This window comes from Bowmanella pacifica (assembly GCF_014645355.1).
Lineage (GTDB): Bacteria > Pseudomonadota > Gammaproteobacteria > Enterobacterales > Alteromonadaceae > Bowmanella > Bowmanella pacifica.
In genome coordinates this window covers 1-12,239 of record NZ_BMLS01000004.1, presented here as the reverse complement: position 1 = coordinate 12,239, position 12,239 = coordinate 1, and the positions used below count along the sequence as shown (strand labels likewise).

Below are 12,239 nucleotides of genomic sequence, written 5' to 3'. Positions count from 1 at the left end.
TTGTGGGCGAAGGAGCTTTTCTGAGTATTTGGTTGCTCTTCAAACACAGGATTGGGGGCGCTAAGCCCCCTTCTTTGTCAAGGCGATACACACAAACACATAAATTCCTTACGCTGTGTTACCGTCAGGTTGCCTGAGGCTTCCTGCCAGCCAACAGTGCATACAGGATCCTTGTCCTGCTGATTTCCGTATAGCCAGTGTGAGGAAGGGTCGTTAATGCCCTGGTGGATAATGGTAGGGTCCTTGGTAATCTTGCAGACAGACGCAATATCCCGGCCGGACACCAGATCGTTGGCCTTTTCGGTTTCTGCGGGCAGACCTGTCCAGATATCGCAGGTTTTACGGCAGGTCATGGGGCCTTGTCCCTGAATAAAGTTAGGGAACCATCCGGCTTCATGACCTGACAATCCCATATCTTGTATCGGGTCGGCGTGACAAACAGAGCTGGCAAATAAACAACCGAGAAACAGACTTTTTTTCAACATAGTATCCATCCTTTTCCTTGTATAGTTATGGCGAACGCCATCCGCTCACTACTTCCAGCCTCAGTGAGACATGCATAAGCATGCATAAATGACTCTAATACACATTTTTCTGCTCGCAAGGTGAAGTTCGGTGGTGTAACCGGCCTATTTCTCATGGTGCCCCCATGAGAGCTGAGTTTCTAAGTAACGAGAGGGGCGGTAAATAAAGCTGCGGGGATAACAGCTGGCTATGTAAAAGGGCCGGCATCAGCACTGACAACATTGCGTCTTAGGGGGCGCATAGTGGCGCTAAATCAGCAGGAGGGTATAAACCGCTAGCGCAGAAATGGAGAAAGATTAAGACAATAAAGCTATCTAATTGCGCCATTTTTGGGGTGGTTTTGTAAAGCGATGTAAAGATTGGTAAAGAATGTGAATCGTCGAGAACTTGTGAGTATTGGCTTGGTCATCAGGAAGTCAAGCCGACCTTATATGTAACGAGGACCCTAAATGCATTTCAAAGCTCTCTCTCTTCCCTTGCTGGTATCAGCATCCGTATTGGCCTTAAGTGGTTGCGGTGGCTCCAGCGACGACGATAGCGTGTACCCCAGCGCCTATATACAGTTCTATAACGGTTCCCCTAACAGTGCCGATACCGATCTTTATCTTGATGATGCTGACCTTGGCAGTGCCGCCTACGGTGATGCATCGGGTTTGAGCACGGTTGATGCCGGGGATGCAACTCTGACACTGAAGCGTACAGACGCGAGCGACAAGCTGGTTGAAGTGATCAGCAAGAGTGTGACGCTTAGTGATGGTCAAAAGTCACTATTTATGCTGATTGGCGACTATGAAGCCCCCACACTGGTTGAACATAAGTTTGAACGTCAGGAATTGACGGATCACTTCATTTTGTACGCTATGTCCGCAGTGGAAAATACTAGCTATGACTTATATATGGCTGATGCTGGTGCGCCTTTTGACGATGCCAGTAAGATTGACAGCCTGAGTTTTGGCGAGGTGGTCGAAGGTAAATACTGGGACGCGGATAGCACGAATCCAAATTGGGATACTGGTGACTATGTGGTGTACCTGACTGAGCCGGGTAAGACTGAGGTTATCTATGAAAGCCCAACAATGAAATTCAGCTATGACACCGAATATACCATGGTGGTCAGACAATCTGCGGGTACGACTCAGAACAACCTGTCGGTTGACCTGGTTATCAACTCCACCTCAATCTCTAGCTATAAAGATGTCAGAGCCGGGGCACAATACCGGGTATATAACAGCCTGGAAGCACAGAGCACCAACGTGAGTGTGAAAGGCACGGATACGGATAATCAAGATGAACTGGTCAGCCGCGAGCTGGGTGAATTCCACTCGGTAAAATATGGTGATTACCAGATTTCTGCGCTGACAGCTGACAATAACTATTCCTTTAGTAATCGCCTATTGACCCTTAACCAGGGCGACGCGAAGACGGTGGTTGTTTACCTTAACAAAGACGATAAGCTGACTACCTTAGCATTTGAAGAGAGTGAGCTTCCCCAGGTATACGAACATGAAATGAATGTCGTCAACCTGGTAAAGGACTATGCCAACATTGATATCTATTTTGTTCGTCAGGATGAGACGGTAGAAACCGCGCAATATAAGGTGAAGCGTTTGGGCTTTGCAAATAGCGAGGATATATCCTTACCTAGTGACTATTTCGAAATCATAGCCTTGCATGACGATAATAGTGGTAATCAAACGCTGCTCTATCGTACCGAAGCGCTAGCCATCGATGAGGCAGTGAATTACATGGTCTCTATTGAGCCTGATGTAAGTTCTTCCAGCGGCTATCGTGTGGTGCTATTGCACTAAGTCGTAAATAACGGACATCTGAAGGCCTCATTTTGAGGCCTTTTTTCTGTTCAGGGGTGGAATTGCGGCTATGTGCCCCAATTTTGTCTATTCAAGAGAAACAGGGCTACTCAGCGCTGGGCGAGATGCTGTCATCAAGCGTGGTAAATGCACCTAATTCTTTGAATTAAAAGGAAAGGTTTGTAGCTTAATACGGCTTCTCAGAGTCCCCCAAGCTAAAGAGAGAACACCCCAGGCGTTTTTTTCAACATTTCGGGTATCACCGCAAATTCTTTTCTGTTATTATTTCGCGCCCTTTTTATAGGGGTATGACTATTAAAGCAGCTAACGGCCTGAAAAGGCCTTAACAACAGCGGAGCACTAACAATGATCCAAATGCAAACTAGCCTGGATGTTGCCGATAACTCCGGCGCTCGCAGGGTAATGTGTATTAAGGTTCTTGGTGGCTCGCATCGCCGTTATGCACATATCGGTGACATCATCAAGGTTACCGTCAAGGAAGCAATTCCTCGCGGTAAAGTAAAAAAAGGTGACGTACTGAATGCAGTGGTGGTGCGTACTAGAAAAGGCGTTCGTCGTCCTGACGGTTCTTTGATCCGTTTCGACAGCAACGCAGCCGTGTTGCTGAACAACAACAAGCAACCTATTGGTACGCGTATCTTTGGTCCGGTAACCCGTGAGCTTCGTGGAGATAAATTCATGAAGATCATCTCACTGGCCCCAGAGGTACTATAAGGAGTCACGATAATGGCAAGAAAAATTCGTCGTGATGATGAAGTTGTCGTATTGGCCGGTAAAGACAAAGGCAAAACAGGCAAAGTCCTGAAAGTGCTGGTTGAGTCTGACCGTCTGGTAGTAGAAGGTGTGAATGTGATGAAGAAACACCAGAAGCCTAACCCTCAGTTAGGTGTTGCTGGTGGCATCGTTGAGAAAGAAGCATCAATTCACGTATCGAATGTAGCGATCCTGAACCCTAAAACGGGTAAAGCTGATCGCGTCGGTTTCCGTTTTGAAGACGAGAAGAAAGTACGTTTCTTCAAGTCAAACGGTGAACTGGTTTAATTAATTGGAGAGTACGATGGCGAAACTGCATGATTTCTATAAAGAAACAGTAGTGGCAGAACTTGCTAAGCAGTTCGGTTACAAAAGCGTCATGCAAGTCCCTCGGATTGAAAAAATCACCTTAAACATGGGTTTGGGTGAAGCTGTAGCGGATAAAAAGATTCTGGAAAACGCAACTGCCGATATGCAGGCAATTGCTGGCCAGAAGCCTGTTGTTACCGTTGCACGCAAATCCGTTGCGGGTTTTAAAATCCGTGAAGGTTATCCGATTGGCTGTAAAGTAACCCTACGTGGCGAGCGTATGTGGGAATTCTTGGAGCGTTTGATTTCAATCGCTATCCCACGTGTCCGTGACTTCCGTGGTCTGAATGCTAAATCATTCGATGGCCGTGGAAACTATAGCATGGGTGTTCGCGAGCAAATTATCTTCCCCGAAATCGACTTTGATAAAGTTGATAAGGTACGTGGTATGGATATTACTATCACTACTAGTGCCAATACGGATGAGGAAGGTCGCGCTCTGCTGGCTGCTTTTAACTTCCCATTCAAGAAATAAGGTGTAGGGTTATGGCAAAACAATCAATGAAAGCGCGTGAAGTAAAGCGCGCCAAGCTGGTAGCCAAGCACGCCACTAAACGTGCTGAGCTGAAAGCCATTATCAGCAGTGTGAACTCTTCTGATGAAGAGCGTTGGGACGCTGTGCTCAAGCTGCAATCATTACCTCGTGACTCTGCTCGTACACGTCAACATAACCGTTGCCGTATTACTGGCCGTCCTCATGGTTTCCTGCGCAAGTTCGGCCTGAGCCGTATCAAACTGCGTGAGGCCGCCATGCGTGGTGAAGTCCCTGGTCTGAAGAAAGCCAGTTGGTAAGGAGTAGCTAATATGAGTATGCAAGATCCTATCGCGGATATGTTCACCCGCATCCGTAACGGTCAGCTGGCCAGCAAAGTGTCTGTCACTATGCCGTCCTCTAAGCTGCGTGTTGCGATTGCTAAGGTTCTGAAAGAAGAAGGTTACATTGCTGACTTCCAGGCATCTGGTGACGTTAAGCCTACCCTTGAAGTTACGTTGAAGTACTTCGAAGGTAAGAAAGTGATTGAAACTATCGAGCGTGTCAGCCGCCCTGGTCTGCGCATCTATAAGAAAAAAGATGAGCTGCCAAAAGTAATGGGTGGTCTGGGTATCGCTATTGTTTCAACGTCCAAGGGCGTGATGACTGACCGTGCTGCGCGTAAAGCTGGCATGGGTGGCGAAGTCATCGGCTATGTAGCGTAACGGAGGATTATTCGATGTCACGTGTAGCAAAAGCCCCAGTTGAGATTCAGGCCGGCGTAGAAGTTACTATCGCAGGTCAGGTTGTCACACTGAAAGGTAAAAACGGCACGCTGAGCCGTGAGTTCAACGGTGCAGTTGAAGTAGTTAAAGAAGAGAACAATCTGAAAGCACAGCCTCGTGAAGGCGCTGTAGACGGTTGGGCTCAGGCTGGTACTGCTCGCGCACTGCTGAATGCCATGATGATCGGCGTCACCAACGGTTTCGAGAAAAAACTGCAGTTGCAAGGTGTTGGTTACCGTGCTCAGGCACAAGGTAGCAAACTGAACCTGACACTGGGTTTCTCTCACCCCGTAGTCTACGAAATGCCTGCTGGCGTTAGCGTAGAGACTCCTACTCAGACTGAAATCGTCGTTAAAGGCGCTGATAAGCAGCAAGTAGGTCAGGTTGCAGCTAACATCCGTGGATACCGTCCACCAGAGCCTTACAAAGGCAAAGGTGTTCGTTACGCCGATGAAGTTGTGCGTCGTAAAGAAGCCAAGAAAAAGTAAGGGGTTGATACGATGGATAAGAAAACAGCTCGTTTGCGCCGCGCGACTCGCGCTCGCAAAAAGATCAGTGAACTGGGCGCAACCCGCCTGGTAGTACACCGTACTCCCCGTCACATCTATGCACAGCTGATTGCCGCTAATGGCTCAGAAGTGCTGGCGGCTGCCTCTACTGTTGAAGCCGATCTGCGTAAAGACCTGAAAGTAACAGGTAATGCAGATGCTGCTACTGCAGTGGGCAAAGTGATCGCACAACGCGCAATTGAAAAAGGCATTACTGAAGTGTCTTTCGATCGCAGCGGTTTTAAGTATCACGGTCGAGTGAAGGCATTGGCTGATGCTGCTCGCGAAGCAGGTCTTCAGTTCTAGGAGTAGATTATGGCTAAAGTAGAAGTTCAAAACGGTGAACTGTTAGAAAAGCTTATCGCCGTAAACCGTGTAGCCAAGACTGTTAAAGGTGGACGCATCATGAGCTTCACCGCGCTGACAGTAGTTGGTGATGGCAACGGTCGTGTAGGCTTCGGTTACGGTAAAGCTCGCGAAGTTCCTTCCGCAATTCAAAAGGCGATGGAAAAAGCGCGTCGTAACCTGGTTACCGTGGGTCTGAATGGTACTACCCTTCAGCACCCAATTAAGGGTCGTCACTCTGGCTCTCAGGTTTACATGCAGCCTGCACACGAAGGTACCGGTATCATTGCCGGTGGTGCAATGCGTGCAGTACTGGAAGTCGCTGGCGTACAGAACGTACTTTCAAAATGTTACGGCTCTACCAACCCAATCAACGTAGTGCGTGCAACTATTAATGCCCTGGTGGATATGAAGTCCCCTGAGCAGGTTGCGGCTAAGCGTGGATTGTCCGTAGAACAGATTTTGGGGTAATGAATCATGGCTAAGACACTTAAGGTAAGACAAACCAAGAGCTCAATCGCTCGTTTGCCTAGCCACAAGGCTACGCTGACTGGTTTGGGTCTGCGTCGTATTGGTCATGTTCGTGAGTTGGAAGACACTCCTGCTGTTCGCGGTATGATCAACAAGGTCAACTACATGGTTGAGATAGTTGAGGAGTAACTCATGCATTTGAATACGATTGCTCCTGCACCTGGAGCTAAAAAATCATCCAAGCGTTTGGGCCGTGGTATCGGTTCTGGCTTGGGCAAAACCGGTGGCCGTGGTCACAAAGGTCAGACTTCACGTTCTGGCGGTACCGTACGTGCCGGTTTCGAAGGCGGTCAGATGCCTATTCAGCGCCGTCTGCCTAAGTTCGGTTTCACTTCACGTAAGTCTCTGGTTAGTGATCAGGTTACGTTGGCTGAAATCGCGAAGGTAGAAGGTGAAGTAGTGTCACTGGAAACTTTAAAAGCTGCAGGTCTGGTTAAGAAAGACGTGCTGCACGTTAAAGTAATGAAAAGTGGTGACATCGCTCGCGCTGTTACTGTAAACGGCTTGAAGGTAACTAAAGGCGCCCGTGAAGCTATTGAAGCTGCTGGCGGTAAAGTAGAGGAATAAGCTAAATGGCTAAACCAGGATTGGATTCAGGCGCCAAAGGCGGTTTGACCGAGCTTAAATCAAGACTGTTGTTTGTCTTGGGTGCGATTATCGTATTCAGGCTTGGTTCTTTCGTGCCTATTCCTGGTATTGATGCGGCGGTGCTGGCGAGTTTATTCGAGCAGCAGAAAGGTACTATCGTAGAAATGTTTAACATGTTCTCCGGTGGTGCGTTAGAACGTGCATCAATCCTGGCGCTTGGCATCATGCCCTATATTTCAGCGTCCATCATCATGCAGTTGTTGACGGTTGTTCATCCTCAGATGGCGGAGTTGAAAAAAGAAGGCGAGGCGGGTCGTCGTAAGATTAGTCAGTACACCAGGTATCTTACCTTAGTGTTGTCTATCTTCCAGGCAATTGCCATTGCCACCGGTCTGCCAAACTTGATGCAGGGCTTGGTGATTAATCCTGGTTTCGGCTTCTACTTTACAGCAGTGGTCAGCCTGGTCACAGGAACTATGTTCCTGATGTGGCTGGGTGAGCAAATCACTGAGCGTGGTATCGGTAATGGTATATCCATTCTGATCTTCACCGGTATTGTTGCAGGTTTACCTACAGCTATCGGTCAAACTGTGGAGCAAGCCAGACAGGGGGATCTTAACTTCCTGTTCCTGGTATTGATTGGTGTGATTGTTATCGCAGTGACTTATTTTGTGGTATTCGTGGAGCGTGGCCAGCGTCGTATCGTGGTCAACTACGCTAAGCGCCAACAAGGCCGTAAGGTTTTCGCGGCGCAAAGCACCCACTTACCACTGAAAGTCAACATGGCGGGCGTTATTCCACCAATCTTTGCTTCCAGTATCATCCTGTTCCCAGGTACACTGGCGAGCTGGTTTGGTCAGAATGAATCGTTATCCTGGTTGCAAGACGTGTCTCTGATGCTGTCACCCGGACAACCTCTGCATGCCATGTTGTATGCAGCAGCGATCATTTTCTTCTGCTTTTTCTACACGGCGTTGGTATTCAACCCGCGTGAGACAGCCGATAATTTGAAAAAATCCGGTGCTTTTGTTCCTGGAATTCGTCCCGGTGAGCAAACATCTCGCTATATTGATAAAGTGATGACACGCCTGACTTTGGCCGGTGCCTTATACATTACCTTTATTTGTTTGGTGCCCGAGTTCATGATGATTGCCTGGAACGTACAGTTCTACTTTGGCGGTACATCTTTGCTGATTATCGTTGTGGTAATCATGGACTTTATGGCACAGGTCCAGACCCATTTGATGTCTCATCAATATGAGTCTGTTCTGAAGAAAGCCAATCTGAAAGGCTTCGGCCGCTAAGATTGGCATTTACGGAGTAACGAAATGAAAGTTCGTGCATCTGTCAAAGCGATTTGCCGTAACTGCAAAATCATCAAGCGCAACGGTGTTGTGCGCGTGATTTGTAGCAGTGACCCTAAGCATAAGCAAAGGCAAGGCTAATCAAAACTGAGCTCATTTGAGAGCTTAATTTGCAATTTTGTCGTTGGATAAGTATCCTAGCGGGCTTTTTAGGCTGACGACAATTTAACTATAGGAGTGCTGTTAGTGGCCCGTATCGCTGGCATTAACATCCCTGAACACAAGCATACCGTCATCGCTGTTCAAGCGATCTTCGGTATCGGTGCTACACGTGCGAAGAGCATCTGTGCGGCCGCTGGTGTTGCAGAGACTACCAAGATCAAAGATCTTGATGAAACGCAAATTGACAAACTGCGTGACGAAGTCGCCAAATTCACTGTTGAAGGTGACTTGCGTCGTGAAGTGTCAATGAGCATCAAACGTTTGATGGACCTAGGTTGTTTCCGTGGCATGCGCCACCGTCGCAGCTTGCCTGTTCGTGGTCAGCGCACTAAAACTAATGCGCGCACCCGTAAAGGTCCTCGTAAGCCGATTAAGAAGTAAGCGGGGGGATTTATGGCAAAAGCACCAGTACGTACTCGTAAGCGCGTAAAACGCCAGGTCGCTGATGGTATGGCTCATATCCATGCCTCTTTCAACAACACGATAGTGACTATCACTGACCGTCAAGGTAATGCCCTGTCTTGGGCAACTTCCGGTGGTTCAGGCTTCCGTGGTTCACGTAAGTCTACGCCATTCGCCGCTCAGGTTGCTGCCGAGCGCGCCGGTGTTGCGGCCCAGGAATACGGTTTGAAGAACCTTGAAGTGTTCGTTAAAGGTCCAGGTCCAGGCCGCGAGTCTGCGATCCGTGCCCTGAACGCGACGGGTTACCGTATCACTAACATTACCGATGTGACTCCTATCCCTCACAACGGTTGTCGTCCACCTAAGAAACGTCGCGTATAAGCAGCGTTTTAGGACAGTTGGAGAAAGATCATGGCAAGATATTTGGGTCCCAAACTCAAACTTAGCCGCCGCGAAGGAACAGACCTGTTCCTGAAAAGTGGCGTTCGAGCAATTGACTCGAAATGTAAAATTGATACTGCGCCTGGTCAGCACGGTGCCCGTCGTGGCCGTTTGTCTGATTATGGTGTGCAGTTGCGTGAGAAGCAGAAAGTTCGTCGTATGTTCGGCGTGCTGGAAAAGCAATTCCGTAACTACTACAAAGAAGCAGCACGTCTGAAAGGCAACACAGGTGAAAACCTGCTGCAATTGCTTGAGCAGCGTCTTGACAACGTGGTTTACCGCATGGGATTTGCCAGCACTCGCTCTGAAGCGCGTCAGTTGGTAAGTCACAAGGCCATTATGGTTAATGGTACAGTTGTTAACGTTCCTTCTTTTAGCGTATCTGCTGAAGACGTTGTGTCTGTTCGTGAAAAAGCTAAGAAGCAAGCACGTATCGTGTCTGCTCTTGAGCTAGCCGATCAGCGCGAAAAGCCTACTTGGATAGAAGTGGACAGCAAGAAGATGGAAGGCGTGTTCAAGCGTATTCCTGAGCGTAGCGACTTGTCTGCCGAAATTAACGAACAGCTGATCGTCGAACTTTACAGTAAGTAAAGAAGGTCAAAGAGAGGAAACAATGTCGGGTTCTGTAACTGAATTCCTTAAACCAAGGTTAGTCGAGATAGATAACGTATCCAAAACCCGCGCCAAGGTAACACTTGAGCCGTTGGAGCGTGGTTTCGGTCATACACTCGGAAATGCACTGCGTCGCATTCTGCTTTCATCTATGCCAGGTTGTGCGGTGACTGAAGTAGAAATTGACGGCGTCTTGCACGAGTACAGTACTAAGGAAGGCGTCCAGGAAGACGTTATCGAGATCTTGCTGAACCTTAAAGGTCTGGCTGTTCGTCTCGAAGGTAAGAATGAAGCCACCTTGACCCTGGTTAAGTCTGGTGCAGGCCCGGTAGTTGCAGGCGATATCCAGCACGATGGTGATGTCACTATTGTGAACCCAGAGCACCAGATTTGTACGCTGACAGGCGAAGCCTCAATCAGCATGCGTATCAAGGTGGAAATGGGACGTGGCTATATTCCTGCTGCTACCCGTCGTACCTCTGAAGAAGACGACAGACCTATTGGTCGTTTGTTAGTGGATGCCTCTTTCAGTCCTGTAGAACGTATCGCATACAGTGTTGAGTCTGCTCGTGTTGAACAACGCACAGACTTGGACAAACTGATTATCGATATGGAAACCAATGGCACTATCGACCCAGAAGAAGCCATCCGTCGTTCAGCTACTATTTTAGCTGAGCAATTGGAAGCCTTCGTTGAACTGCGCGATATCAAAGAGCCAGTGGCTAAAGAAGAGAAGCCGGAGTTTGATCCGATTCTACTTCGTCCAGTTGATGATCTGGAATTGACGGTACGTTCTGCCAACTGTTTGAAAGCAGAAGCTATCCAGTACATTGGTGACCTGGTCCAGCGCACAGAAGTTGAGCTGCTCAAAACCCCTAACCTGGGTAAGAAGTCTCTGACTGAGATCAAAGACGTGCTCGCTTCTCGCGGACTCTCATTGGGTATGCGCCTGGAAAACTGGCCACCAGAGAGTATTGCTGAGAAAGACTAATCAGGTCGCAAGTTAAACTGATTTGTTAAGAAGGAAAGAACCATGCGCCATCGTAAGAGTGGTCGTCAGTTAAATCGCAACAGCAGCCATCGTCAAGCGATGTTCCGCAATATGGCAGGTTCTTTGGTGAAACACGAAATCATCAAAACTACTTTGCCTAAGGCGAAAGAACTGCGTCGCGTTATTGAGCCTCTGATTACACTTGCTAAGCAAGACAGTGTTGCAAATCGCCGTTTGGCCTTTGCTCGCACTGGTGATAAAGAGGTTGTAGGTAAGTTGTTTAATGAACTGGGTCCTCGTTATACCGAGCGTCCAGGGGGCTACATTCGTATTTTGAAATGTGGTTTCCGTACCGGTGACAATGCCCCTATGGCATATGTTGAACTGGTAGACCGTCCAGTTGTAGAAGAAGCAGCTACCGAAGAAGCAGCAGCTGAATAAGCTGACTGATAAATAAAAAAACCGGGCTTAGCCCGGTTTTTTTATTCTCTATACTATTTAATCTTTATTTAATATTGCCGCCACTTCCTCGGCATTCGCGCCTGCCTTAAAAGCATATTCTGTTAATTGTTCATCTGTTAAGCCTGCACTGCGCGCTGTTTCAAGTATGCGCTGCAGATTCTCATGATGAGAAGCAGACTCCTGAATCGCTGTGGTTATCACCTGGTCTGCGTTGTCAGGAAAAGCCGCTAATAATGCATCTACTATATATTCTCCAACGAAGGGGACGGCTTCCATCGAAGTCTTAATAATGTCGACCAGCTTATTAGGGTGGGCTTTAGCAACAGAACGAACGATAGCATCTGCAGAGTTTGGCTCGGTGACAACTGCAACCCTAACTATGTCATCTAATTCTTCAGGCGTTGAATAGACAGCTGCACTCGCAACAAAGTCTACATAGCTGGGTTCGGCATTAATGGCAGTTTCTACTATATCAGTGCAGCTGGTTATGCCTTTTTCCAAAGCGATACGCACAACGTCTTCTGTTAAAGCCGGTTGCGCAGCAATCGCAGCATGAATGACTTCCTTGTATTGATCAGGATACAGATCAAGGGCTGTGCCCACGACTATCTCAACATCCTGAGGATAATGACTAACAATGCTTTTGACCGCGCGGCCGATAGACATGTTCTGTGCCACTTGTCTCTGGATAAACTCTACTGTTTCCCTGTTCTTCTTATTTGTCTCGGTGGTTTCTGTTGCTACTGCCATCGTCCCTGTCGTGGCTAATAACAATACCGAACATAGTATTTTCTTCATGAACAGACTTCCGAAGGTGTCAAAACGACTAAGTCTCTAATGGGACTCTCGTACGGAAAAGGAGTTCAAGAGTAACAAGAAATAAACAAAACAAAACAAAAAATAGCCGATTGAGTGGAAAATAATCGGTTGAACAACAAAAATTAAGAAATATGAAAAAACCTGTTGACGGCTGAGCGGAAATCTCTAGAATGCGCACCACTTCGACGGGGTAGCCCGCCAGGCCAGGAAGGCAGAAGGATTCAAGGAAAGGCAAGCAACG

At 47.9% G+C, this 12,239-nt stretch carries 20 protein-coding genes; 18 read left to right on the top strand and 2 right to left on the bottom strand.

The window, feature by feature from the left end:
* Positions 1 to 77: 77 nt before the first annotated feature.
* Positions 78 to 485 (bottom strand): hypothetical protein, encoded by a 408-nt coding sequence (locus IEX02_RS12855; RefSeq protein ID WP_188695780.1) that lies wholly within the window; start codon positions 483 to 485, stop codon positions 78 to 80.
* A gap of 489 nt (positions 486 to 974) precedes the next feature.
* Between IEX02_RS12855 and IEX02_RS12850 the strand changes: the two genes are divergently transcribed.
* From IEX02_RS12850 to rplQ, 18 genes are all read left to right on the top strand, one after another.
* Entirely contained in the window at positions 975 to 2,333 is a 1,359-nt protein-coding gene (locus tag IEX02_RS12850; protein ID WP_188695777.1) for a DUF4397 domain-containing protein, read from the top strand.
* Between the two features lie 366 nt (positions 2,334 to 2,699).
* Positions 2,700 to 3,068, top strand: coding sequence for a 50S ribosomal protein L14 (gene rplN, locus IEX02_RS12845; protein ID WP_188695774.1), 369 nt, complete (start codon positions 2,700 to 2,702; stop codon positions 3,066 to 3,068).
* A 12-nt stretch (positions 3,069 to 3,080) separates the two neighbouring features.
* Positions 3,081 to 3,395: a 50S ribosomal protein L24 gene (gene rplX, locus IEX02_RS12840; protein ID WP_188695772.1), complete on the top strand. Its 315-nt coding sequence runs from the start codon at positions 3,081 to 3,083 to the stop codon at positions 3,393 to 3,395.
* A gap of 16 nt (positions 3,396 to 3,411) precedes the next feature.
* On the top strand, positions 3,412 to 3,951 hold the full coding sequence (rplE, locus tag IEX02_RS12835; protein WP_188695769.1) for a 50S ribosomal protein L5: 540 nt from the start codon (positions 3,412 to 3,414) through the stop codon (positions 3,949 to 3,951).
* Between the two features lie 11 nt (positions 3,952 to 3,962).
* A complete protein-coding gene (rpsN, locus tag IEX02_RS12830) occupies positions 3,963 to 4,268 on the top strand; it encodes a 30S ribosomal protein S14 (protein ID WP_102798673.1) in 306 nt (101 codons plus the stop codon).
* Positions 4,269 to 4,280: 12 nt separating this feature from the next.
* Positions 4,281 to 4,673 (top strand): 30S ribosomal protein S8, encoded by a 393-nt coding sequence (rpsH, locus tag IEX02_RS12825; RefSeq protein WP_188695766.1) that lies wholly within the window; start codon positions 4,281 to 4,283, stop codon positions 4,671 to 4,673.
* A gap of 14 nt (positions 4,674 to 4,687) precedes the next feature.
* On the top strand, positions 4,688 to 5,221 hold the full coding sequence (gene rplF, locus IEX02_RS12820; protein WP_188695763.1) for a 50S ribosomal protein L6: 534 nt from the start codon (positions 4,688 to 4,690) through the stop codon (positions 5,219 to 5,221).
* 12 nt (positions 5,222 to 5,233) lie between these two features.
* Positions 5,234 to 5,587, top strand: a complete 354-nt coding sequence (rplR, locus tag IEX02_RS12815; RefSeq protein WP_188695761.1) for a 50S ribosomal protein L18 — start codon at positions 5,234 to 5,236, stop codon at positions 5,585 to 5,587.
* 9 nt (positions 5,588 to 5,596) lie between these two features.
* Positions 5,597 to 6,097 (top strand): 30S ribosomal protein S5, encoded by a 501-nt coding sequence (gene rpsE / locus IEX02_RS12810; protein ID WP_188695759.1) that lies wholly within the window; start codon positions 5,597 to 5,599, stop codon positions 6,095 to 6,097.
* 6 nt (positions 6,098 to 6,103) lie between these two features.
* Entirely contained in the window at positions 6,104 to 6,286 is a 183-nt protein-coding gene (gene rpmD / locus IEX02_RS12805) for a 50S ribosomal protein L30 (RefSeq protein WP_188695756.1), read from the top strand.
* A 3-nt stretch (positions 6,287 to 6,289) separates the two neighbouring features.
* Positions 6,290 to 6,724 (top strand): 50S ribosomal protein L15, encoded by a 435-nt coding sequence (rplO, locus tag IEX02_RS12800; protein ID WP_188695751.1) that lies wholly within the window; start codon positions 6,290 to 6,292, stop codon positions 6,722 to 6,724.
* A gap of 5 nt (positions 6,725 to 6,729) precedes the next feature.
* Positions 6,730 to 8,049 carry a preprotein translocase subunit SecY gene (gene secY, locus IEX02_RS12795; RefSeq protein ID WP_188695748.1) on the top strand — a complete coding sequence of 440 codons (1,320 nt, stop codon included), beginning with the start codon at positions 6,730 to 6,732 and terminating at the stop codon, positions 8,047 to 8,049.
* Between the two features lie 24 nt (positions 8,050 to 8,073).
* The gene (gene rpmJ, locus IEX02_RS12790) at positions 8,074 to 8,190 is read left to right on the top strand and encodes a 50S ribosomal protein L36 (protein WP_102798681.1); all 117 of its coding nucleotides are present in this window, start codon (positions 8,074 to 8,076) and stop codon (positions 8,188 to 8,190) included.
* A 105-nt stretch (positions 8,191 to 8,295) separates the two neighbouring features.
* Complete coding sequence (rpsM, locus tag IEX02_RS12785) at positions 8,296 to 8,652, top strand: 30S ribosomal protein S13 (RefSeq protein ID WP_188696578.1); 357 nt, start codon at positions 8,296 to 8,298, stop codon at positions 8,650 to 8,652.
* Positions 8,653 to 8,664: 12 nt separating this feature from the next.
* Positions 8,665 to 9,054 (top strand): 30S ribosomal protein S11, encoded by a 390-nt coding sequence (gene rpsK / locus IEX02_RS12780; RefSeq protein ID WP_102798683.1) that lies wholly within the window; start codon positions 8,665 to 8,667, stop codon positions 9,052 to 9,054.
* Positions 9,055 to 9,084: 30 nt separating this feature from the next.
* Positions 9,085 to 9,705: a 30S ribosomal protein S4 gene (gene rpsD / locus IEX02_RS12775; RefSeq protein ID WP_188695745.1), complete on the top strand. Its 621-nt coding sequence runs from the start codon at positions 9,085 to 9,087 to the stop codon at positions 9,703 to 9,705.
* Between the two features lie 22 nt (positions 9,706 to 9,727).
* Positions 9,728 to 10,717 carry a DNA-directed RNA polymerase subunit alpha gene (locus IEX02_RS12770; protein WP_188695742.1) on the top strand — a complete coding sequence of 330 codons (990 nt, stop codon included), beginning with the start codon at positions 9,728 to 9,730 and terminating at the stop codon, positions 10,715 to 10,717.
* Between the two features lie 42 nt (positions 10,718 to 10,759).
* Positions 10,760 to 11,158: a 50S ribosomal protein L17 gene (gene rplQ, locus IEX02_RS12765; protein WP_188695739.1), complete on the top strand. Its 399-nt coding sequence runs from the start codon at positions 10,760 to 10,762 to the stop codon at positions 11,156 to 11,158.
* A gap of 57 nt (positions 11,159 to 11,215) precedes the next feature.
* On the opposite strand, the gene IEX02_RS12760 is transcribed toward rplQ, so the two are convergent.
* A complete protein-coding gene (locus tag IEX02_RS12760) occupies positions 11,216 to 11,977 on the bottom strand; it encodes a hypothetical protein (protein WP_188695736.1) in 762 nt (253 codons plus the stop codon).
* Positions 11,978 to 12,239: the final 262 nt, after the last annotated feature.